19 protein-coding genes are annotated in these 21110 nt (G+C 71.4%); 9 read left to right on the top strand and 10 right to left on the bottom strand.

Features of this window, described 5'->3' with window-relative positions:
* Positions 1-127: 127 nt before the first annotated feature.
* On the bottom strand, positions 128-1057 hold the full coding sequence (locus MTQ10_RS12920; protein ID WP_247466425.1) for a metallophosphoesterase: 930 nt from the start codon (positions 1055-1057) through the stop codon (positions 128-130).
* A 98-nt stretch (positions 1058-1155) separates the two neighbouring features.
* On the opposite strand from MTQ10_RS12920, the gene MTQ10_RS12915 reads away from it, so the two are divergent.
* On the top strand, positions 1156-1620 hold the full coding sequence (locus tag MTQ10_RS12915) for a GatB/YqeY domain-containing protein (protein ID WP_247466422.1): 465 nt from the start codon (positions 1156-1158) through the stop codon (positions 1618-1620).
* Between the two features lie 211 nt (positions 1621-1831).
* Here the strand turns inward: MTQ10_RS12915 and MTQ10_RS12910 are convergent, their stop codons facing one another.
* Positions 1832-4123, bottom strand: coding sequence for a transglycosylase domain-containing protein (locus MTQ10_RS12910; protein WP_247466419.1), 2292 nt, complete (start codon positions 4121-4123; stop codon positions 1832-1834).
* 771 nt (positions 4124-4894) lie between these two features.
* On the opposite strand from MTQ10_RS12910, the gene wblA reads away from it, so the two are divergent.
* Positions 4895-5233 (top strand): transcriptional regulator WblA, encoded by a 339-nt coding sequence (gene wblA, locus MTQ10_RS12905; RefSeq protein WP_247466431.1) that lies wholly within the window; start codon positions 4895-4897, stop codon positions 5231-5233.
* A 470-nt stretch (positions 5234-5703) separates the two neighbouring features.
* Here the strand turns inward: wblA and MTQ10_RS12900 are convergent, their stop codons facing one another.
* Together MTQ10_RS12900 and MTQ10_RS12895 are read right to left on the bottom strand one after the other, a co-directional pair.
* The gene (locus tag MTQ10_RS12900; RefSeq protein WP_247466417.1) at positions 5704-7158 is read right to left on the bottom strand and encodes an ArsA family ATPase; all 1455 of its coding nucleotides are present in this window, start codon (positions 7156-7158) and stop codon (positions 5704-5706) included.
* Entirely contained in the window at positions 7155-8132 is a 978-nt protein-coding gene (locus tag MTQ10_RS12895) for an ArsA family ATPase (protein WP_247466414.1), read from the bottom strand. Before MTQ10_RS12895 ends, MTQ10_RS12900 begins: the two co-directional genes overlap by 4 nt.
* A 125-nt stretch (positions 8133-8257) precedes the next feature.
* Between MTQ10_RS12895 and MTQ10_RS12890 the strand changes: the two genes are divergently transcribed.
* The 4 genes from MTQ10_RS12890 to MTQ10_RS12875 all read left to right on the top strand — a co-directional run bounded on the left by MTQ10_RS12890 (position 8258) and on the right by MTQ10_RS12875 (position 10868).
* The gene (locus MTQ10_RS12890; protein ID WP_110629497.1) at positions 8258-8419 is read left to right on the top strand and encodes a DUF4177 domain-containing protein; all 162 of its coding nucleotides are present in this window, start codon (positions 8258-8260) and stop codon (positions 8417-8419) included.
* Positions 8416-8880 carry a RidA family protein gene (locus MTQ10_RS12885; RefSeq protein ID WP_247466411.1) on the top strand — a complete coding sequence of 155 codons (465 nt, stop codon included), beginning with the start codon at positions 8416-8418 and terminating at the stop codon, positions 8878-8880. Before MTQ10_RS12890 ends, MTQ10_RS12885 begins: the two co-directional genes overlap by 4 nt.
* 288 nt (positions 8881-9168) lie before the next feature.
* Complete coding sequence (locus MTQ10_RS12880; RefSeq protein WP_247466408.1) at positions 9169-10041, top strand: NUDIX hydrolase; 873 nt, start codon at positions 9169-9171, stop codon at positions 10039-10041.
* Positions 10038-10868, top strand: coding sequence for an MBL fold metallo-hydrolase (locus tag MTQ10_RS12875; protein ID WP_247466404.1), 831 nt, complete (start codon positions 10038-10040; stop codon positions 10866-10868). The genes MTQ10_RS12880 and MTQ10_RS12875 overlap by 4 nt, the downstream gene beginning before the upstream one ends.
* A gap of 135 nt (positions 10869-11003) precedes the next feature.
* On the opposite strand, the gene MTQ10_RS12870 is transcribed toward MTQ10_RS12875, so the two are convergent.
* Positions 11004-11678 carry a Crp/Fnr family transcriptional regulator gene (locus tag MTQ10_RS12870; protein ID WP_029382547.1) on the bottom strand — a complete coding sequence of 225 codons (675 nt, stop codon included), beginning with the start codon at positions 11676-11678 and terminating at the stop codon, positions 11004-11006.
* A gap of 318 nt (positions 11679-11996) precedes the next feature.
* On the opposite strand from MTQ10_RS12870, the gene nth reads away from it, so the two are divergent.
* The 3 genes from nth to MTQ10_RS12855 all read left to right on the top strand — a co-directional run bounded on the left by nth (position 11997) and on the right by MTQ10_RS12855 (position 15116).
* Positions 11997-13049: an endonuclease III gene (nth, locus tag MTQ10_RS12865; protein WP_247466401.1), complete on the top strand. Its 1053-nt coding sequence runs from the start codon at positions 11997-11999 to the stop codon at positions 13047-13049.
* Between the two features lie 52 nt (positions 13050-13101).
* On the top strand, positions 13102-13797 hold the full coding sequence (locus MTQ10_RS12860; RefSeq protein WP_247466398.1) for an NUDIX hydrolase: 696 nt from the start codon (positions 13102-13104) through the stop codon (positions 13795-13797).
* 119 nt (positions 13798-13916) lie between these two features.
* A complete protein-coding gene (locus MTQ10_RS12855; RefSeq protein ID WP_247466397.1) occupies positions 13917-15116 on the top strand; it encodes a MarP family serine protease in 1200 nt (399 codons plus the stop codon).
* A 103-nt stretch (positions 15117-15219) separates the two neighbouring features.
* Here the strand turns inward: MTQ10_RS12855 and MTQ10_RS12850 are convergent, their stop codons facing one another.
* The 5 genes from MTQ10_RS12850 to acs all read right to left on the bottom strand — a co-directional run bounded on the left by MTQ10_RS12850 (position 15220) and on the right by acs (position 20848).
* Entirely contained in the window at positions 15220-15402 is a 183-nt protein-coding gene (locus tag MTQ10_RS12850) for a hypothetical protein (protein WP_247466394.1), read from the bottom strand.
* Between the two features lie 176 nt (positions 15403-15578).
* Positions 15579-16529: an alpha/beta fold hydrolase gene (locus tag MTQ10_RS12845; protein WP_247466391.1), complete on the bottom strand. Its 951-nt coding sequence runs from the start codon at positions 16527-16529 to the stop codon at positions 15579-15581.
* On the bottom strand, positions 16526-17041 hold the full coding sequence (locus tag MTQ10_RS12840; RefSeq protein WP_247466388.1) for a phage holin family protein: 516 nt from the start codon (positions 17039-17041) through the stop codon (positions 16526-16528). Before MTQ10_RS12840 ends, MTQ10_RS12845 begins: the two co-directional genes overlap by 4 nt.
* A gap of 90 nt (positions 17042-17131) precedes the next feature.
* Positions 17132-18616: a Na+/H+ antiporter NhaA gene (gene nhaA, locus MTQ10_RS12835; protein WP_374117601.1), complete on the bottom strand. Its 1485-nt coding sequence runs from the start codon at positions 18614-18616 to the stop codon at positions 17132-17134.
* A gap of 276 nt (positions 18617-18892) precedes the next feature.
* Positions 18893-20848 carry an acetate--CoA ligase gene (gene acs, locus MTQ10_RS12830; RefSeq protein WP_247466385.1) on the bottom strand — a complete coding sequence of 652 codons (1956 nt, stop codon included), beginning with the start codon at positions 20846-20848 and terminating at the stop codon, positions 18893-18895.
* Positions 20849-21110: the final 262 nt, after the last annotated feature.

The following is a 21110-nucleotide window of genomic DNA, read 5'->3' as shown; positions in this document are numbered from 1 at the left end:
GATGTTTATAAGAGACAGGGGGGGGGAGGGGCGGTTGCGGCGCCCCCTCGCCCGGTCGTGGCTGTCGTCCGGCGCCCGGTCGTGGCTGTCGTCCGGCGTCTGCGGCTGGGGGCCGGGTGGCGGTTGCTCAGGTCTCCTTCGCCACCAGCGTCAGCAGCGTCGCCTCCGGGGGGCACGCGAAGCGGAACGGGGTGTAGCGGTTGGCGCCGCAGCCTGCTGAGACGTGGAGGTACGCGGTGCGGCCGTCCGCCGTGTGCGTGGAGAGGCCCTTGACCCGGTCCGTGTCCAGGTCGCAGTTGGTGACGAGGGCGCCGTAGAAGGGGATGCACAGCTGCCCGCCGTGCGTGTGCCCGGCGAGGATCAGCGGGTAGTCGTCCGCGGTGAACGCGTCCAGGACGCGCAGGTACGGCGCGTGGACGACGCCCATCGAGAAGTCCGCCGTACCGGAGGGGCCGCCGGCCACGCGCGCGTACCGGTCACGCCGGATGTGCGGGTCGTCCAGGCCGGTCAGTTCCACCGACACGCCCTCGACCTTCAGCGTGCCCCGCGTGTTGGTCAGGTTCAGCCAGCCGGCCGCGTCGAAACCGTCCCGCAGGTCCTCCCACGGGTTGTGGATCGCGCCGACCGCCGGCGGGTTGCCGTTCAGGCCGTGCCGGCCGGTCGCCTTCTCCTTCAGATAGCGGGCGGGGTTGCGCAGCTTGGGGCCGTAGTAGTCGTTGGAGCCGAAGACGTAAGCGCCCGGGAACTCCATCAGCGGACCCAGCGCGTCCAGCACCTCGGGCACGCCTTCAGGGTCGGACAGGTTGTCGCCGGTGTTGATCACGAAGTCGGGGCGCAGCCCGGCCAGGGAGCGCAGCCAGCGCTGCTTCTTGCGCTGTCCGCTGACCATGTGGATGTCGGACACCTGGAGGACCCGCAGGGGTCGCATGCCGGACGGGAGGACGGGGACGGTGACTCGTCGGAGGCGGAAGAAGCGGGCCTCGAAACCCGCCGAGTAGACCAGTCCGGCGGCGCCAACCGCCGCGATTCCCAGGGGAACTCCGTATCGCGCGCGCATGTGTCCATCGTGTCAGACCGGCGCGCCCGGACCGCACCCGAGCCGGGGCGCCGTAAATCGGCGGGCGCCCTGTGTGTCGTACCTGCGACAATCAGGCCATGACCACGCTCAAGTCGAAGCTGCAGGAAGACCTCAACGCCGCGATCAAGGAGCGCGACGAGCTCCGCTCCTCGACGCTCCGGCTGACGCTCGCCGCGATCACCAAGGAGGAGGTCGCGGGCAAGGAGAAGCGGGAGCTGTCCGACGACGAGGTCCTGAAGGTGATCGCCAAGGAGGCGAAGAAGCGCCGCGAGGCGGCCGAGGCCTTCGCGCAGGGCGGTCGCGCCGAGCAGGCCGAGCGGGAGAAGGCCGAGGGCGAGGTCCTCGCCGACTACCTGCCGAAGCAGCTGTCCGACGAGGAGCTGAACGCGATCGTCGCCCAGGCCGTCGAGGAGGCGAAGGCGGCGGGCGCCGAGGGGCCGAAGGCCATGGGCGCCGTGATGAAGATCGTGAACCCGAAGGTGGCCGGGCAGGCCGAGGGCGGCCGGGTCGCCGCCGCGGTGAAGAAGCTGCTCGCCGGCTGACCGGATTCCACGGCATACGCCGTGATACGGCAGTACGGCGCTGGGGGCGCTCTTCCGTTGTGGAAGAGCGCCCCCAGCGTGTGTCCGGCGGGACGGCGGGGTCGCAGGTCGGCGGTTCGGCGGGGCGGTGGGCCCAGGGCCGGTGCCGGGGCCGGCGGTCAACGGCCGACGGTCAGGGGGCCCGGGGTCGAGGGCCGGACCGCGGGCCGGTTTACGGGAAGCGACCCCCGTTGCCGTTGCCGCCGCTGTTCTCGTTGCCCTGGACGAAGCCCTCCGGGAGGGTGAACGTGGGCTTCGGGTTCGGGCCGCCGATCGTGCCGCCGTTGTCGCCGCCGCCGATCAGGCCGCCGATGATGCCGTCATGGCCCGGCTTGCCGTCGCCTCGGCCCCGGCCCTTGTCCTGACCCTTGTCCTTGTCTTTGTCCTTGTCCTGCTCGGGGTCGGGGATGTCGACGTAGGTGAAGTCGGGGGCGGGCCGGCCGTCCAGTGCGCCGGCCATCATGTCCTTCCAGATCGGTCCGGGGACCTCACCGCCGAACACCTTGGCGTGCCAGATCCCGCCGATGGAGATCTGCTGCATCTTCCGCTTGTGGGCGGGGTCGCCGACCCACACCGCGCCCGCCATGTTGGGCGTGTACCCGACGAACCAGGCGGAGAAGCGCTCGTCCGTCGTACCCGTCTTACCGGCGCTGGGGCGGCTGCCGAGGCCCGCCTGCTGACCGGTGCCGTCCTCGACGACGCCGCGCAGCAGCGTGTTGATCGTGTCGGCGGTCGTCTCGGACATCGCCCGCGAGCAGGTCGACTTCGGCACCGGCAGCGACTTGGTCTGGTCGCCGACACGCTGGCTGATCGACTCGATCGCGACGGGCGTGCAGTACATACCGCGCGCGGCGAACGTCGCGTAGGCGTTCGCCATGGTCAGCGGCGACATCACCGCCGTACCGAGAGCGAGCGACGGGCTCTGCACCAGGGGCTGCCCGTCGGCCCGCTTGACGCCCAGCTTCTGCGTCATGTCGATCACCGGGCAGATGCCCGTCTCGGCGATCATCTCCACGAAGTAGGTGTTGACCGACTTGGCCATGGCCTCCTTCATGGCGTACGGGCCGACCTCTGACTCGTTCTCGTTGGTGAGCGTCTCGTGCTTGAGGTTCGTCCACGTCTTGCCGTCGCAGGCCGGGACCGGGCTCGGGTACTCCATCTTGTACGGCGAGCCGTAGACCTTCGTCGCCGGAACACCGCCCTCCAGGGCCGCCGCCGCCACGAACGGCTTGAACGTCGAACCCGGCTGGTAGCCGATGCCGCCGCCCTTGGAGCGGTCGACGGCGAGGTTGATCTGGGTCTCGTTCTTCCCGAAGCCGTACGGCCGGGACTGGCCCATGGCGAGGATCTTGCCGGTGCCGGGCTCGACGACGGTCGCGGCGGTCGCCACCTCGTCGGTCTTCTTGACATGCTCTTTGACCGACTCCTGAAGCGACTCCTGCGCCTGCGGGTCGAGGGTGGTGCGGATGGTCAGACCGCCCTGGTTCCAGATCTTCGCGCGGGCCTCGCGGGTCTTGCCGAAGACCGGGTCGCTGAGGAATACCTCGCGGACGTAGTCGCAGAAGAAGCCGGCGCCCTTGACGGCTGTGATGCAGCCGTTCTTCGGCTTGCTGACCTTCAGGCCGAGCGGCTCCTTCTTCGCCCTGTCGGCCTCGGCCTGCGAGATGTCGCCGACCTCGGCCATGCGCTGAAGCACGACGTTACGGCGCTTGGTGGCCTCCGCCTCGTCGTTCACCGGGTCGTAGCGGCTCGGGGACTGCACGATCCCGGCCAGCAGCGCGGCCTCGGGGAGCGTGAGGTCCTTGGCGTGCTTGGAGAAGTAGCGCTGGGCCGCCGCCTCGACGCCGTACGCCTGCTCGCCGAAGAAGGTGATGTTCAGGTAGTTCTCGAGGATCTTGTTCTTGCCCAGCTCCTCCTCGACCTGGATCGCGAACTTCAGCTCGCGGATCTTCCGGCCGATCGTCTGCTGGGTGGCCTGGGCGACCTTGGTCGGGTCGTCGCCGGCCTCCTCGACGAAGACGTTCTTCACGTACTGCTGAGTCAGCGTGGACGCGCCCTGGGCGACGCCGCCGCTCTGCGCGTTCTTGTTCAGCGCGCGCAGGACACCCTTGAGGTCGATCGCGCCGTGCTCGTAGAAGCGCGAGTCCTCGATCGCGACGATCGCCTTCTGCATGTACGGCGAGATGTTCTTCAGCGGCACGACCGTACGGTCACGCGAATAGACCGTGGCGATCTGGCCGCCCTCGGCGTCGAGGATCGTGGTGCGCTGGCTCAGCGGCGGTGTCTTCATGCTCACGGGGAGTTCGTCGAAGCTCTCCACCGATCCCTTGGCGGCCAGGCCCAGCGCGCCGACCGCGGGCAGCGCGATGCCCGCCAGCACCGCTCCCGCGAGGACACTGACACCGAGGAACTTGGCGGCCTGCTGCGTTGGCGACAGACCACCGCCCGAGCGCTTCTTTGGCATGAGGGCAGCCTAATCCGTACTCCAGAGCCTTCCGAAGGAGCGGTCGCCCCTCGGTATGTTCACGACCGCGCCGCTCAGGGGGCGCCCGGGGCCCCCGAGGGGCGTCGCCTTGCCGGTTGCCGTAGTCCTTCTGGGCCAGGCCGTGGTCCCGCCGGGGGAGACCGGCCCCGCCGTCCCTCCCGGGCGACGGGAGAAGCCGTAGCCGCCTCGGGCCGGTCGGGCCAGTCGCGTCCTGCCGCCGGTCCGGTGCGGGCGTCCTGCGGTGCCGGCGTCGGGCTGGGCCGGGCCGGGTGGGGCTGCCGAGGCCGGGTGTGTCGGCCCGGTCGCGTGTGCCTCCATCCCCGACGGCACGGCACGGGGCAAACTGAGGGCAGCGGCCTTCGCATTCGCCGGACACGCGCGCAGGCGTTGGCCTAAGCTGCTCTCAACTGTCACAGCAGTGCGGTCACGTATCAATACGTCCGGCGACCCCGAATCGTTCCGGAGGTACCCGACTTTCTGTCGGGAGCGTGCCCGAATCCGCCTCGTGTGTCATCCGGCGTCCGTTGTGGCGTGACAAGCCTGCCCCGATTTGCCGGGATGATCACGCATGTCGTCACCTCACTCCCCCGGGTGATCTGCCGCTTACCCATAGTCCGTTCGGACCATTCAAGATTGGGCCCGCTGGGGGTGTTGCGCTGTCCCCACCTTCCGTAACGTCCTCAACTGGCGGCGGTGAATATGCCGCTGCCGCCGTGGGGGAGCCTCGATTCGGGAGAGGACGGCGCCGGTATGGGCTGGGTAACCGACTGGAGTGCGCAGGCGGCCTGCCGCACTACCGATCCGGATGAACTGTTCGTTCAGGGAGCAGCGCAGAACAGGGCAAAGGCGGTGTGCACCGGATGCCCGGTGCGGACCGAGTGCCTCGCCGACGCGCTGGACAACCGCGTCGAGTTCGGCGTGTGGGGAGGCATGACGGAACGGGAGCGCCGCGCCCTGCTGCGTCGGCGGCCGACCGTCACGTCGTGGCGCCGGCTCCTGGAGACCGCGCGCATGGAGTACGAGCGCGGTGCGGGCATCATGCCCCTCGAAGACGACCGGGTGTACGAGAACTACGCGGCGGTCAGCTGAGGCCACGCCTCGGCGCCGCCGGGCGGCCGACCGCGCCATCCACCGGCCGACCGTGCCGCCAATCGGACACCGCGTCGGCCACCCGCGTCGGCCACCCGCGTCGGCCGACCGCGCGCCGGGCAGCGGTGCCGGTGTCGGGCGGCTCGAGAAGCGGCTTCGGCAGCGCCGCGACAAGCGCGCGGGACCCGTCCGTCCGTGTGTCTGTCTTCCTGCCGTCGGCCGCGCGACCGTGCCCGCGTACGACGGCGTTCGGCCGAGGCCCGTCGCGTTCGACCGGTTACCGGCGTATTTGACGGCCTATGGGCGGATGTGACCGCGTACGACCGAGTGACGGAGCGCCACCCGGCGCCCGCACCAGTCCATGTGACGGCAGCGGAACGCGCCGGCGCGTACGGCGGTGAGCTACGGCCACGACCGTCCCCTCCGCTCCACGACTGCCCGCCACCGCGCTGGCCGTCACCGACCGCGCCTCACGCCTCCGCCCCGCTCTGCCCGTCACCGCCCTCGGGCAGTTCATGCCGGTGCGCGGCGAGGCGGTCGCCGATGTCCCGCAGCCCCGTGAGATCGTGCACATCACCGGGCAGCGCGGCCACCTCAGCGACCGCCACCTCCGGGTGCAGCGCGGTGAAGCGGTCGCGGGTGCGCCGCTCCCGGGAGAGCAGCTGCATCCGCTCGGCGTGCAGCCGCAGCAGCCCCGCCGTCAGCTCGTCGACGGAGCGTTCCGCGGGCACGCCTGCGCGGCCGGCGTCGGCCTCACGGCCGGCGCCGTCCGTGTCGGCTTCGTGGCCCGCCTCGTCCCCAGGAACCGCACCGTCGGTCGGCGCCTCCTCGGCGGGGGAGCCGGGGCCGGAGGGCGACGCGGGTGCGGAGGGCTCCGCGGGTTCTGAACTGCCGTACGTGTCGGGAGAGTTACGAAGTCCAGCTTTCCCGGCGTGTTGATCCACAATGCGGGACTCGTCAAGATTTTCCGCGGCGGCGAGCGCCCGCTCGGCCGACAACTGGGCGGCGCCGCTGCCGTGCACACGGTTGAGCACAAGACCGGCCAACGGCATGCGTTCCGCCGCCAGCCGCTCCACGAAGTACGCCGCCTCCCGCAGCGCGTCCCGCTCCGGCGCGGCCACCACCAGGAACGCCGTCCCCGGTGCCTGGAGCAGCTTGTACGTGGCGTCCGCGCGCGTGCGGAAACCGCCGAACGTCGTGTCCATCGCCGCAACGAACGTCTGTACGTCCTTCAGCAGCTGGCCGCCGAGCAGCTTGCCGAGCGTGCCCGTCATCATCGACATGCCGACGTTCAGGAACTTCATCCCGGCCCGCCCGCCCAGCTTCGCCGGAGCCGTGAGCAGCCGGATCAGCCGGCCGTCCAGGAACGAGCCGAGCCGCTTCGGCGCGTCCAGGAAGTCCAGCGCGGAACGCGACGGAGGCGTGTCGACGACGATCAGGTCCCACTCGTCGCGGGCCCGAAGCTGGCCCAGCTTCTCCATCGCCATGTACTCCTGCGTGCCCGCGAAGCCCGCCGAGAGCGACTGGTAGAAGGGGTTGCTCAGGATCGCCGCCGCCCGCTCCGGGTCGGCGTGCGCCTCGACGATCTCGTCGAAGGTGCGCTTCATGTCGAGCATCATCGCGTGCAGCTCGCCGCCCGCCGTGTCGTCGATGCCCTTCACCCGGCGCGGGACGTTGTCCAGCGAGTCGATGCCCATCGACTGGGCCAGCCGCCGGGCCGGGTCGATGGTGAGGACGACCACCTTGCGGCCCCGCTCCGCCGCCCGCAGCCCCAACGCCGCCGCCGTCGTCGTCTTGCCGACACCGCCCGAGCCGCAGCACACCACGATCCGCGTCGTCGGGTCGTCCAACAGCGGATCGAGCTCCAGCACACGCGCGGGGGCGAGACGGTGCCGGGGGGCGTCGTGTGCGGCGTCCGGACTCATGACATCCCCTGCTTCCGCAGCTCGGTGGCGAGTTCGTACAGGCCCGCCAGATCCATGCCCTCGGCGAGCAGCGGCAGTTCGTGCAGCGGCAGGCCCAGCTCGCCGAGGACCGAGCGCTGCTCGTGCTCCAGTTCGTACCGCTCGGCGTACTCCTCGGCCTGCCGCAGCAGCGGGTCCACCAGCCGCTCCGCGTGCCCGCCGCGCCGCGCCCCGCCCAGCCCGGCCGCGGACAGCGAGCGCGCGAACGCCGTACGGGGAGTGCCGCGGATCTGCTCAAGCTCGGCGGCGTCCAGCACCTGCGGGCGCACCATGTTGACGACGACCCGGCCCACCGGCAGTCGGGCCGCGCGCAGTTCGGCGATGCCGTCGGCGGTCTCCTGGACCGGCATCTCCTCCAACAGCGTCACCAGGTGCACGGCCGTCTCCGGTGACTTCAGCACCCGCATCACGGCCTGCGCCTGATTGTGTATCGGGCCGATCTTCGCGAGGCCCGCCACCTCGTCGTTGACGTTCAGGAACCGGGTGACACGGCCCGTCGGCGGTGCGTCCATCACGACGTAGTCGTAGACGAAACGTCCCGCCTTGTCCTTGCGGCGCACCGCCTCGCACGCCTTGCCGGTCAGGAGCACGTCCCGCAGGCCGGGCGCGATGGTGGTCGCGAAGTCGATCGCGCCGAGCTTCTTCAGCGCACGGCCCGCTCCGCCCAGCTTGTAGAACATCTGGAGGTAGTCCAGAAGGGCCAGTTCGGGATCGATGGCCAGGGCGAAGACCTCGCCGCCCCCCGGCGCGACGGCGATCTTCCGCTCCTCATAGGGCAGCGCCTCCGTTTCGAAGAGCTGTGCGATGCCCTGCCGGTCCTCGACCTCGACGAGAAGCGTCCGCTTCCCCTCCGTCGCGAGAGCCAGCGCGAGGGCTGCGGCGACCGTCGTCTTTCCGGTCCCGCCCTTGCCGCTGACGACCTGGAGCCTGCTCACGTCATCGAGCGTAACCAGTCGGTGCCGCACATGACCGGGAGGCTGTGGACAACGCCCCCCTCGGGCACCGCCCGCCCCACCGGCCGCAGGGGTTCCCCGCCGGGCGCAGCGGCTACAGTCGCCCCATGAAGAAGTGGGAATACGCCACCGTGCCGCTGCTCGTCCACGCCACGAAGCAGATCCTGGACACCTGGGGCGAGGACGGCTGGGAGCTGGTCCAGGTCGTGCCCGGCCCGAACAACCCGGAGCAGCTCGTCGCCTACCTGAAGCGGGAGAAGCAGGCATGAGCGCGGTCGAGGCGAAGCTCGCCGAACTGGGACTGACCCTGCCGGAGGTCGTGCCGCCGCTCGCCGCCTACCAGCCGGCGGTCCGGTCCGGCTCGTACGTGTACACGGCGGGCCAGCTGCCGATGGTCGACGGCAAGCTGCCCGTGACCGGCAAGGTCGGTGCCGAGGTCACCGCCGAGGAGGCCAAGGACCTGGCCCGCACCTGCGCGCTGAACGCGCTCGCCGCGGTCAAGTCCGTCGCGGGTGATCTGGATCGCGTCGCGCGCGTGGTGAAGGTCACCGGCTTCGTCGCATCCGCCGCCGACTTCACCGGCCAGCCGGGCGTCCTCAACGGCGCCAGCGAGCTGCTGGGCGTGGTCTTCGGCGACAAGGGCGTGCACGCGCGCAGCGCGGTCGGCGTCGCGGTGCTCCCGCTGGACGCGCCGGTGGAGGTCGAGATCCAGGTCGAACTGGCGCCCTGACGCCCGCCCGGCCGACGGTCGCACCGGTGGTGGCTGTCGGCCACCGGTTGCCGGTCCCCGGCCGCCGACGGTGCAGGCCGTCGGCCCTCAGACGTCGGCCGTCGGTCCCCGGGGCGCCGACTGCCGGTCCCCGGGGCACCGGCCGTCAATCCCCGGGCGCAGGCCGTCAGCCCCCGGCTGCCGGTGGCGGTCGCCGAGGGGCGCCCGCCTGCCGGACGCCCGGCCCCGCAGGGGCACCCCTCTCGATCACCTCTCGAACATTCGCCCAGTACGGGATAGCCTCCGGCCATGGCGAATGGGCAGTGGTATCCACCGGAGTGGCCGGACCGGATCCGCGCGCTCGCGGCCGGCACTCTCACGCCGGTCGCGGCCAGGCGTGCGGCGACGGTGATGCTCCTGCGGGACACCGACGCCGGGCCCGCTGTCCACATGCTGCGCCGACGCGCCTCCATGGCCTTCGCCGGGGGCGCGTACGCCTACCCCGGCGGCGGCGTCGACCCGCGCGACGACGACCACCTGGTGCGCTGGGCGGGCCCCACGCGCGCGTGGTGGGCGAAGCGGCTCGGTGTGGACGACGAGACGCAGGCGCAGGCCATCGTCTGCGCCGCCGTCCGCGAGACGTACGAGGAGGCGGGCGTCCTGCTCGCCGGCCCCACGCCGGACACCGTCGTCGGCGACACCACCGGCGAGGACTGGGAGGCCGACCGGGCCGCCCTGGTGGCCCGCGAGACGTCCTTCGCGGACTTCCTGGACCGGCGCGGCCTGGTCCTGCGCTCCGACCTGCTGGGTGCCTGGGCCCGCTGGATCACGCCCGAGTTCGAGCCGCGCCGCTACGACACCTGGTTCTTCGTCGCCGCCCTCCCGGCCGGGCAGCGCACCCGCAACGCCTCAGGCGAGGCCGACCGCACCGTGTGGACCCGGCCGCAGGACGCCGCCGACGGCTACGACAAGGGCGAGCTGCTGATGATGCCGCCCACCATCGCCACCCTGCGTCAGCTGACGCCGTACGCCACCGCCGCCGAGGCGCTGGCCGCCGCGCCCGGCCGTGACCTGACGCCCGTCATCGCGCGGGCCCGGCTGGTCGACGGCGAGGTCGTGCTGTCGTGGCCGGGGCACGCCGAGTTCACCAAGCACATCCCGACCGGGGGAGGCCCCGCATGACCGACGCCGGCACCCTTCCCGGTCAGCCCCGCGGCGCGGTCGTCACCGGGCCCGCCACCGAGCGCGCGGTGAACGTCCTCGCGCCCAACCCGTCCGCGATGACCCTGGACGGCACGAACACGTGGATCGTCTCCGAGCCCGACTCCGATCTGGCCGTCGTGATCGACCCGGGCCCGCTCGACGAGGGACATCTGCGTGCGGTCGTCGACATGGCCGAGAAGGCCGGCAAGCGCATCGCCCTCACTCTGCTCACCCACGGGCACCCGGACCACGCCGAGGGGGCCGGACGGTTCGCCGAGATCACCGGCACGCGCGTGCGTGCCCTCGATCCGGCGCTGCGGCTCGGCGACGAGGGCCTGGCCGCAGGGGACGTCGTCACCGTGGGCGGCCTGGAGCTGCGCGTCGTACCCACCCCTGGGCACACCGCGGACTCCCTGTGCTTCCATCTGCCGGCCGACCGGGCCATCCTCACCGGCGACACCGTCCTCGGGCGTGGTACGACCGTCGTCGCGCACCCCGACGGGCGGCTCGGCGACTATCTGGACTCCCTGCGCCGGCTGCGGTCCCTCACGGTCGACGACGGCGTGCACACGGTTCTGCCGGGCCACGGCCCGGTCCTCGACGACGCCCAGGGTGCCGTCGAGTACTACCTGGCGCACCGGGCGCACCGGCTCGCCCAGGTGGAGACGGCCGTGGAGGACGGCTACCGCACCCCTGCCGAGGTCGTCGCACACGTGTACGCCGGTGTGGACCGCTCCCTGTGGCCCGCGGCGGAGCTGTCCGTACGGGCCCAGCTGGAGTACCTGGAGGAGCACGGGCTCATCTAGCGGCCGTCTCATCGGCCCACGCGCGCGTGTCCCATGTACGGCGCGTGTGCCCCACGTACGGAAACGGGCGCCCCGGGCCCCGGCGAGAGCCGGAGCGGGGCGCCCGTTTCCGTACGTTCGTCCGTGCGGGCGGCGTCAGCGGGAGCGCTTCGCGAGGCGCTCCACGTCGAGGAGGATCACCGCGCGGGCCTCGAGCCGCAGCCAGCCGCGCTGGGCGAAGTCGGCGAGCGCCTTGTTGACCGTCTCGCGGGAGGCGCCGACCAGCTGGGCCAGCTCCTCCTGCGTCAGGTCGTGCACGACGTGGATGCCTTCCTCGGACTGCACGCCGAACCGGCGGGACAGATCCAGCAGGGCGCGCGCGACACGGCCCGGCACGTCGGAGAAGACCAGGTCCGACATGGCGTCGTTGGTCTTGCGGAGGCGGCGGGCGACGGCACGCAGCAGCGCGGCGGCCACCTCGGGGCGGGCGTTCAGCCAGGGCTGGAGGTCGCCGTGGCCCAGGCCCAGCAGCTTGACCTCGGTCAGCGCGGTCGCGGTGGCGGTGCGCGGGCCCGGGTCGAACAGCGACAGCTCGCCGATCAGCTCGCCGGGGCCGACCACGGCGAGCATGTTCTCGCGGCCGTCGGGCGAGGTGCGGTGCAGCTTGACCTTGCCCTCGGTCACCACGTAGAGCCGGTCGCCCGGGTCGCCCTCGTGGAACAGGGAGTCGCCGCGTGCCAGCGTCACCTCGCTCATGGAGGCGCGAAGCTCCGCGGCCTGCTCGTCGTCGAGAGCCGCGAAGAGCGGGTTGCGCCGCAGAACGTCGTCCACGAGTTCTCTCCTTGTCGACCTGCTCAGGGGATTCAGGCCCCCCGGTACGAGGGACCCTGGTGCCCATTTTGCCGGACGGTCCAAACAGTGTGATCTGTCACAAGGATGCCGTACACGCGTCCGGAGGTAAGCGTCAGGGGGCCAATTGGGCGCCGATCTTCCGGGTCCGGGGCGGATGACGGCGCCGGGCTCTAGGCTGGCCGAGTGTCCAAATCCCCGGTGAGAGCACAGGCCAAGGGGGCTGAGCTGGTGGTTGTACGTCGGGATTCCGCTGTGGGCGAACAGGACTCCGGCGGGGGCGGGAAAGCGGCGAAAGCCATGAGGAAGACATCGGGGAAGAAGGCGGAAAATGTGAAGAACGCCACCCCGGCCGACAAGGCCGCCCCGGCCAACAGCACCGACCCGGCCGACAAGGCCACCCCGGCCAAGAAGACCACCGCCGTCAAGAAGCCGGTCCCCACCAAGAAGGCCGCCTCGGCCGAGAAGGCCACCCCCACCGCCAAGCTCAGGAAGGCCGTCGTCGCCCCGAAGAAGGCCACCGCCGCCGTGCGCGGCGCCGGCCCCGCGAAGCCCGTCGCCGTCTCCCGGCCGCGCAAGGAGGAGTCCCGTACCGCCCTGGTCCGCCGCGCCCGCCGGATCAACCGCGAGCTGGCCGAGGTCTACCCGTACGCCCACCCGGAACTGGACTTCGAGAACCCGTTCCAGCTGATCGTCGCCACGGTCCTGTCCGCGCAGACCACCGACCTGCGCGTCAACCAGACCACCCCGGCGCTGTTCGCGAAGTACCCCACCCCCGAGGACCTGGCCGCCGCCGACCCGGAGGAGGTCGAGGAGATCCTCCGCCCGTGCGGCTTCTTCCGGGCCAAGACCAGGTCGGTCATAGGGCTGTCGAAGGCGCTGGTGGAGGAGTACGGCGGTGAGGTCCCCGGCAAGCTGGAGGAGCTGGTCAAGCTGCCCGGCGTCGGCCGCAAGACCGCCTTCGTCGTGCTCGGGAACGCGTTCGGCCGGCCCGGCATCACCGTGGACACGCACTTCCAGCGGCTGGTGCGGCGCTGGCAGTGGACCGACGAGACCGACCCCGACAAGATCGAGGCCGCGGTCGGCTCGCTCTTCCCGAGGAGCGACTGGACCGACCTGTCCCACCACGTGATCTGGCACGGACGCCGGATCTGCCACGCCCGCAAACCCGCCTGCGGCGCCTGCCCCATCGCCCCGCTCTGTCCGGCGTACGGCGAGGGCGAGACCGACCCGGACAAGGCCCGGAAGCTGCTGAAGTACGAGAAGGGCGGCTTCCCCGGCCAGCGGCTGAACCCTCCGCAGGCCTATCTGGACGCGGGCGGGAAACCCGCGCCGCCACTGGGGGCCGTATGACGGAACGATCTCGGTGGGGCCGTGCGTTGGACAGGGTGGATCGGGGGTGGACATGACGCGCGCGAGCGACACACAGGGCGGGCCGGTGGCGCTGTCCGAGGAGGGGCTGCCCGGCTGGCTCGACCCGGTGGTCCGGGCCGTCAGGACGGTGGAGCCCCGGCAGCTGAGCCGTTTCCTGCCCCCGGCCGACGGGGCGGGACGGCAGTCCGCGGTGCTCATCCTCTTCGGCGAAGGTGCGCAGGGGCCCGAGCTGCTGCTGATGGAGCGTGCCGGATCGCTGAGATCGCACGCCGGTCAGCCGTCGTTCCCCGGCGGCGCCCTCGACCCGGAGGACGGCGACCCGCACGCCGACGGGCCGCTGCGGGCCGCGCTGCGGGAGGCCGAGGAGGAGACCGGCCTCGACCCGGCGGGCGTACAGCTGTTCGGTGTGCTGCCGAAGCTGTACATCCCGGTCAGCGGCTTCGTCGTCACGCCCGTGCTCGGCTGGTGGCGCGAGCCCAGCCCGGTCGGCGTCGTCGACCCGAACGAGACCGCGCGGGTCTTCACCGTCCCCGTGGCGGATCTCACGGACCCCGCCAACCGTGCCACCGCCGTCCACCCGAGCGGCTTCCACGGCCCGGCGTTCCTCGTCGAATCGGCCCTGGTCTGGGGTTTCACGGCCGGTGTGATCGACCGCCTGCTGCATTTCGCGGGCTGGGAGCGCCCCTGGGACCGCGACCGGAGGGTCTCCCTGGACCGGCGGTCGTGACAGGGTGGCCCCCGTGCCGTGACCGGGCGGGGGCCCGCGTCCGTCTGCCGCTGAGCGGCGGGCCGGATCTCCCGGCCGACCTGGTGTGATCGCGTAGTGACGAGGCGAGGCTTGAAGCGGTGAACGTGCTGGACATCCTGTTGCTGATCGCGGCCGTGTGGTTCGCGGTCGTCGGTTACCGGCAGGGCTTCGTCGTCGGCGTCCTGTCGGTGATCGGCTTCCTCGGCGGCGGCCTCGTCGCCGTGTATCTGCTGCCCGTCCTGTGGGACGCGCTCACGGACAACTCGGAGGTCGGCACCACCGCCGCGGTCGTCGCGGTCATCGTCGTCATCGTGTGCGCGTCGGTCGGGCAGGCCCTCACCACCCACTGGGGCAACAAGCTGCGCCGCTACATCACCTGGTCCCCGGCCCGCGCCCTGGACGCGACGGGCGGCGCCCTCGTCAACGTCGTCGCGATGCTGCTGGTGGCCTGGCTGATCGGTTCCGCGCTCGCCGGGACGACCCTGCCCACGCTGGGCAAGGAGGTCCGCAACTCCAAGGTGCTGCTCGGTGTGTCACGGGCGTTGCCGGACGCGGCGGACACCTGGTTCGCGGACTTCTCCTCCGTACTCGCGCAGAACGGCTTCCCGCAGGTCTTCAGCCCCTTCTCCAACGAGCCGATCACCGAGGTCCGCCCGCCCGACCCGGCGCTCGCCGCGAGCCCGGTCGCCACCCGCGCCAAACAGTCCATCGTGAAGGTGATGGGCACCGCGCCGAGCTGCGGCAAGGTGCTGGAGGGCACCGGGTTCGTCTTCGCCGACCGCCGCGTCATGACCAACGCGCACGTGGTGGGCGGCGTCGACGAGCCCACCGTGCAGATAGGCGGCGAGGGACGCAAGTACGACGCGACGGTCGTCCTCTACGACTGGCGGCGCGACATCGCCGTACTCGACGTGCCCGGCCTGAAGGCGCCCGCGCTGAAGTTCACCACGAAGGACGCGTCCAGCGGGGACAGCGCGATCGTCGCCGGCTTCCCGCAGAACGGCGCGTACGACGTGCGCGCCGCTCGCGTGCGCGGCCGGATCTCGGCCAACGGCCCCGACATCTACCACCGCGGCACCGTCCGCCGTGACGTGTACTCGCTGTACACGGTCGTCCGCCAGGGCAACTCCGGCGGCCCGCTGCTCACGCCCGACGGCCAGGTGTACGGCGTGGTGTTCGCGAAGTCCCTCGACGACGCCGACACGGGGTACGCGCTGACCACGGACGAGATCAAGGACGACATCTCCCGCGGTCGCACCGCGAACCAGCAGGTGGACAGCGACAGTTGCGCCCTGTGAGACCTCGTGAGTGGCGGACCGTGTGTGAGGAGCCTGTGACAGGGCGCCCGGCGGGCCGGGTTTCGACTGGCGGGGGACCGTTGCCGGACGGCTGCCGTGCGGGTCAGCCGCGCGGGTGACGCAGGCGCATTGAGACCCAGCGGGCCCGGCGGCGCAGGATGCGCGGGATTCCCACCCTGGGGTCGGTGCTCGTCATCTGCGGCGCACCTCCGCGCTGGTGGGAGCTCAGCCCGGTGGCCGAGCGGCGGTTGCGTGCTACGTCACTGTAGTCGTGCGTCCAGCCCATACCCCGACGTCTGCCCCTGCCCCATGGTCGATAACCGCGCCGAAGGTCCCCAATTGGCCTATGCGCCGGGCAATTGGCCGATCGTCGGACGGGTGTACGGCATTCGGGTACGGCCCGCTCAGGACCGCTCGCCGAACGGCACGATCCGGCCCCTTCCGGCACCCCGGCCGACCGGGTCACCGATCGGGTTCCGGGTCCTTCAGCCAGTTGACGAGCTCCGTGGAGAACGCCACCGGGTCCTCCTCGTGCGGGAAGTGACCCAGCCCGTCGAACAGCCGCCAGCGGTACGGCGCTTCGACGTACTCCCCGGAGCCGGCCGCGCTGCGCGTACGCATCACCGGGTCGAGGGAGCCGTGCAGGTGCAGCGTCGGCACCCGCACCGGCCGCTTCATCCGCCGGTAGAACTGGACGCCGTCGGGCCGGGCGAGCGAACGCACCAGCCAGCGGTACGGCTCCACCGAGCAGTGCGCCGTGGACGGGATGCACATCGCCCGCCGGTACGTCAGCACGGCCTCCTCGTCCGGGAGACGGGGCCCGGACCACTCCCGGATCAGACGACCCACCAGCGCGCCGTCGTCCGCGGTGAGCCGGCGTTCCGGGATGAACGGCCGCTGGAATCCCCAGATGTGGGAGCCGGCGCGGGCCTGCCGGGGGTCGGCGAGCATCGCCGAGCGCCAGCGCCGCGGGTGCGGCATCGACGCGACGGCGAGGCGCCGTACCAGCTTGGGCCGCATCACAGCCGCCGTCCACGCCAGATATCCGCCCAGGTCATGGCCGACGAGCGCGGCGTCCGGCTCACCCAGGGAGCGGATCACACCGGTGATGTCGAGGGCGAGGCCCGCGGGGTCGTAGCCGCGCGGGGTGCGGTCGGAGCCGCCGACGCCGCGCAGGTCCATGGCGACCGCGCGGTAGCCGGCGTCGGCGAGCGCGACGAGCTGGTGCCGCCAGGTCCACCAGAACTGCGGGAAGCCGTGCACCAGCATCACCAGCGGACCGTCGCCGACTTCGGCGATGTGGAAGCGGGCGCCGTTGGCGGCGACGTCCCGGTGGGTCACCTTCCTCCCGCCCGGAATGTCGATCCGTACGGGTGAGGCCGACTGCGCCGGAGGAGTGGCGGGATCCGTCATGAGGACGAGCGTGCCACAGCCTCGATGGCCTCGGGCGCACGCTGCTCCAGCGCGGGCAGCTCGGGGCGCGGGTGCGGCTTGGCGTTCTGAAGGACGCCGGCGGTCTCCTTCATGGACGCGGCGACCTTCTGCGGGCCCTTGCTCTTCTTGGCCTTCTTGGCGAAGACGACACCGATCAGCGCGAGCAGGCCCGCGATCAGCACATTCGCCGCGAAGGACAGCAGGAAGCACCAGCCGAGGTTCCAGCCGCCCTCACCGTTGTGGCCGCCGGTCCAGGCGTGGATGCCGTAGGCGAGGGCGAAGTTGAGCATCGGCAGCGAGAAGACCAGCACGGCACCGGCCGCGCTGAACCCGACGCCGCTCACCGCGCCCCGCTTCACGTCCTGCTTGAGCTGAGCCTTCGCCAGCGCGATCTCGTCGTGCACCAGCGCCGACAATTCGGTCGTCGCCGAGGCGAACAACTGGCCGATGCTGCGTTCGGCGCCGACCGGGCTGCCGTCGGGTGCGCTCATCGCGGTCTCCCTCGTGTGCGTTCGGGTCCGTGCGCCGCCATTTTGCGCGCGCTCCGTAGCCTGTTCCGTACTTTTGTACCGTCCGTCAGATCATGCCGGACGGTCGCCCTCCTCGCCCGCCCCGCCCGGCACTTGTGCGGGGGCGTGGCGCGCGGAAACCAGTTCCCCGGCGATCCTGCGGTGCTCCGCCGCCCTGCGCTCCAGGAGAGCCGCCATCCGCAGGTGGTACTCCGGCTGGTCCTCCTCGTAGATGTCGGGTATGCCGTCGAGGTCCTCGTCGCGGTCCTCGGCCTCGCACAGCTTGCGGTACTTGGTGTTCCGTATCTTCAGCAGCACCGACGCGACGGCGGCGGCGATGAGCGAGCCGGTCAGTACGGCCGCCTTGACCTCGCCCGTCAGAACGTCGTCGCCCTCGAACGCCAGCTCGCCGATGAGCAGCGACACGGTGAAGCCGATCCCGGCGAGCGTGGCCACCGCGAACACGTCCGCCCAGGCCAGGTCGGAACTGAGGGACGCGCGCGTGAAGCGGGAGGTGAGCCAGGTGCCGCCGAAGATTCCGATCGTCTTGCCGACGACGAGCCCCAGGACCACACCCAGCGTCTCCGGCCGCGTGAAGACCTCCGTCAGGGCGTGACCGTCCACCGGCACACCCGCGCTGAACAGCGCGAACAGCGGGACCGCCAGGCCTGCCGACAGCGGCCTGACCAGGTGCTCGATGTGCTCGCCGGGCGAGTGCTCCTCGCCCTCGCGAGGCGTGCAGCGCAGCATCAGGCCCATCGCGACGCCGGCGATCGTGGCGTGGATGCCGCTGTTGTACATCAGCGCCCAGATCACCACCCCGAGCGGCACGTACACGTACCAGCCGCGTACGCCCCACCGCAGCAGCGCCCAGAAGACGGCGAGGCCCGCGGCGGCGCCGGCGAGCGCGAGGAAGTTCAGGTCGGAGGTGAAGAACACCGCGATGATCAGGATCGCGAAGAGGTCGTCGACCACCGCGAGGGTGAGCAGGAAGGCGCGCAGTGCGCTCGGCAGCGACGTGCCGATCACCGCCAGCACGGCGAGCGCGAACGCGATGTCGGTGGCGGTGGGCACCGCCCAGCCGGCGAGCGAGCCGCCGCCGGCGTTGGTGACGACGTAGACCAGCGCGGGCGCGGCCATGCCGCACAGCGCGGCGATGACCGGCAGGGCGGCGGCCTTGGGATCGCGCAGATCCCCCGAGGTCATCTCGCGCTTGAGTTCGATACCGGCGACGAAGAAGAAGATCGCGAGGAGTCCGTCGGCGGCCCAGTGGGCGACGGACAGGTTCAGCCCGAGAGCCCCGGGACCGAAGTGGAAGTGCGAGACCTTCTCGTACGAGGAGTGCAGCGCGGGGACGTTCGCCCAGACCAGCGCGGCGATCGCGGCCGCGAGCAGGAGGACACCGCCGACGGTCTCGGTGCGCAGCGCGTTCGTGATGAAGGTACGTTCCGGCAGGGAGAGCCGACCGAGTGCGCTGCGGCTGCTCCTGTTGCCGTCGCCCGGCCCGCCCGACGGGGCGGGGCGGTCGGTGGGGGAGCTGTTGCGGGGCGCGGTCACGGTGGGGACCTCCGGTGGATGGGCAGCACGGAACTCGTGCCGACCAGACTTCCCGGCGCACCTCGACTCGCTGTTGTTCTGCTCAGGGTACCTACCGTGCCGCGAACGGGCACGGGTGATCTTCGTGATACCCGTGGGACGGCCCAAAGAGCGCCGTGGACGATGGCCCGGAGACCGCGGGGGGGCACGTGGTGCGCGCCCCGCCCCGCCCCTGTCCACAGCGGCGGGGCGTCCGGCGCGGGCGGGCGCCGGACGCCCCTGATCGGCCGTGTGCGGTCAGTCCTCGCTGGGTGCGGCGGGGAGCTTGGCCTGGATGAGGTCCATGACCGTGGAGTCGGTCAGGGTGGTGACGTCGCCCAGGGCCCTGTTCTCCGCGACGTCCCGCAGCAGGCGGCGCATGATCTTTCCGGAGCGGGTCTTGGGCAGCTCCGCCACCGGCAGGATCCGCTTCGGCTTGGCGATCGGGCCGAGGGTGGCGCCGACGTGGTTGCGCAGCTCGTCGACGAGGCCGTCCTCCTCCGACGCCGTGCCGCGCAGGATCACGAAGGCGACGATCGCCTGGCCGGTGGTCTCGTCGGCGGCTCCGACCACGGCCGCCTCGGCGACCGACGGGTGGGAGACCAGCGCGGACTCCACCTCCGTGGTGGAGATGTTGTGCCCCGAGACGAGCATCACGTCGTCGACCCGGCCGAGCAGCCAGATGTCGCCGTCCTCGTCCTTCTTCGCCCCGTCACCGGCGAAGTACTTGCCCTCGAAGCGGGACCAGTACGTGTCGATGAACCGCTGGTCGTCGCCCCAGATCGTGCGCAGCATCGACGGCCACGGCTCGGTCAGCACCAGGTAGCCGCCACCGCCGTTGGGCACCTCGTTCGCCTCGTCGTCGACGACGGTCGCGGAGATGCCGGGCAGCGGGCGCTGCGCGGAGCCCGGCTTGGCCTCGGTGACGCCCGGCAGCGGGGAGATCATCATCGCGCCGGTCTCGGTCTGCCACCAGGTGTCCACGACCGGGGTGCGGTCGGCGCCGATGTGCTTGCGGTACCAGACCCAGGCCTCCGGGTTGATCGGCTCGCCGACCGAGCCGAGGACGCGCAGGGACGACAGGTCGAACTTGGCGGGGATGTCGTCGCCCCACTTCATGAACGTGCGGATCGCGGTCGGCGCCGTGTAGAGGATCGTGACCTTGTATTTCTGCACGATCTCCCAGAAGCGGCCCTGGTGCGGGGTGTCCGGGGTGCCCTCGTACATGACCTGGGTGGCGCCGTTGGCGAGCGGCCCGTACACGATGTACGAGTGGCCGGTCACCCAGCCGACGTCGGCCGTGCACCAGTAGACGTCCGTCTCCGGCTTGAGGTCGAAGACGGCGTGGTGGGTGTAGGCGGTCTGGGTGAGATAGCCGCCGGAGGTGTGCAGGATGCCCTTCGGCTTACCCGTCGTGCCCGAGGTGTAGAGGATGAACAGCGGGTGCTCCGCCTCGAACGCCTCCGGGGTGTGCTCGGCGGACTGGCCCTCCACGAGGTCGTGCCACCACACGTCGCGGCCCTCGGTCCAGGCGACGTCCTGCCCGGTGCGGCGCACCACGAGCACATGCTCGACGTTGCCGGCCTTCTCGATCGCCTCGTCCACGGCCGGCTTCAGCGCGGACGGCTTGCCGCGCCGCCAACCGCCGTCTGCGGTGATGACGACCCGGGCGTCCGCGTCCTGGATACGGGTGGCGAGCGCGTCGGCCGAGAAACCGCCGAAGACGACCGAGTGCGCTGCGCCGATCCGGGCGCAGGCCAGCATCGCGATCGCGGTCTCCGGGATCATCGGCATGTAGACGGCGACCCGGTCGCCCTTGCGCACGCCGAGCTCCAGCAGCGCGTTGGCCGCCTTGGACACCTCGTCCTTGAGGTCGGCGTAGGTGATGGCGCGGCTGTCGCCGGGCTCGCCCTCGAAGTGGATCGCGACGCGGTCGCCGTGCCCGGCCTCCACATGGCGGTCGACGCAGTTGTAGGCGACGTTGAGCGTGCCGTCCTTGAACCACTTCGCGAACGGCGGGTTCGACCAGTCCAGGGTCTCCGTCGGCTCCTTGGCCCAGGTCAGCCGGCGGGCCTGCTCGGCCCAGAAGCCGAGCCTGTCAGCCTTGGCCTGTTCGTACGCCTCTGCCGTGACGTTGGCGTTGGCGGCCAGGTCAGCGGGCGGCGCGAAGCGTCGCTCCTCCTTCAAGAGGTTGGCCAGGCTTTCGTTGCTCACGACATCTCCCTTTCCCAGGGTGTCCGTTGTGTCCCAGGCCACAGCTCATCAGACCCGGGGGGCCGATGACAAGGGTCGACAGGAAATTGGTTTAGACCTGTCGCCGGTGCTCTTCCGTGGCACTGCCGAGGTCGTGTCCATCGGGGTGTTGCTGGTCATCCGTACCCACGGACCCGGCAGGGGGTGAGTTCAATGCCTGTAACGCGCTTCACACCTCGGGGGTACGGATGACCAGCAACACCCCGATGGACACGACCTCGGC

Origin of the sequence: Streptomyces sp. XM83C (genome assembly GCF_023072675.1) — a bacterium.
Taxonomy (GTDB): domain Bacteria; phylum Actinomycetota; class Actinomycetes; order Streptomycetales; family Streptomycetaceae; genus Streptomyces; species Streptomyces thermocoprophilus.
Note: the sequence above shows the minus strand (reverse complement) of the source record. Positions and strands in the feature narration are given on the sequence as shown.

Coding starts and splice junctions, on each gene's coding strand:
- MTQ10_RS12920 (WP_247466425.1), bottom strand. CDS start 1,057: ATGCGCGCGCGATACGGAGTTCCCCTGGGAATCGCGGCGGTTGGCGCC.
- MTQ10_RS12915 (WP_247466422.1), top strand. CDS start 1,156: ATGACCACGCTCAAGTCGAAGCTGCAGGAAGACCTCAACGCCGCGATC.
- MTQ10_RS12910 (WP_247466419.1), bottom strand. CDS start 4,123: ATGCCAAAGAAGCGCTCGGGCGGTGGTCTGTCGCCAACGCAGCAGGCC.
- wblA (WP_247466431.1), top strand. CDS start 4,895: ATGGGCTGGGTAACCGACTGGAGTGCGCAGGCGGCCTGCCGCACTACC.
- MTQ10_RS12900 (WP_247466417.1), bottom strand. CDS start 7,158: ATGAGTCCGGACGCCGCACACGACGCCCCCCGGCACCGTCTCGCCCCC.
- MTQ10_RS12890 (WP_110629497.1), top strand. CDS start 8,258: ATGAAGAAGTGGGAATACGCCACCGTGCCGCTGCTCGTCCACGCCACG.
- MTQ10_RS12885 (WP_247466411.1), top strand. CDS start 8,416: ATGAGCGCGGTCGAGGCGAAGCTCGCCGAACTGGGACTGACCCTGCCG.
- MTQ10_RS12880 (WP_247466408.1), top strand. CDS start 9,169: ATGGCGAATGGGCAGTGGTATCCACCGGAGTGGCCGGACCGGATCCGC.
- MTQ10_RS12875 (WP_247466404.1), top strand. CDS start 10,038: ATGACCGACGCCGGCACCCTTCCCGGTCAGCCCCGCGGCGCGGTCGTC.
- nth (WP_247466401.1), top strand. CDS start 11,997: ATGAGGAAGACATCGGGGAAGAAGGCGGAAAATGTGAAGAACGCCACC.
- MTQ10_RS12860 (WP_247466398.1), top strand. CDS start 13,102: ATGACGCGCGCGAGCGACACACAGGGCGGGCCGGTGGCGCTGTCCGAG.
- MTQ10_RS12850 (WP_247466394.1), bottom strand. CDS start 15,402: ATGGGCTGGACGCACGACTACAGTGACGTAGCACGCAACCGCCGCTCG.
- MTQ10_RS12845 (WP_247466391.1), bottom strand. CDS start 16,529: ATGACGGATCCCGCCACTCCTCCGGCGCAGTCGGCCTCACCCGTACGG.
- MTQ10_RS12840 (WP_247466388.1), bottom strand. CDS start 17,041: ATGAGCGCACCCGACGGCAGCCCGGTCGGCGCCGAACGCAGCATCGGC.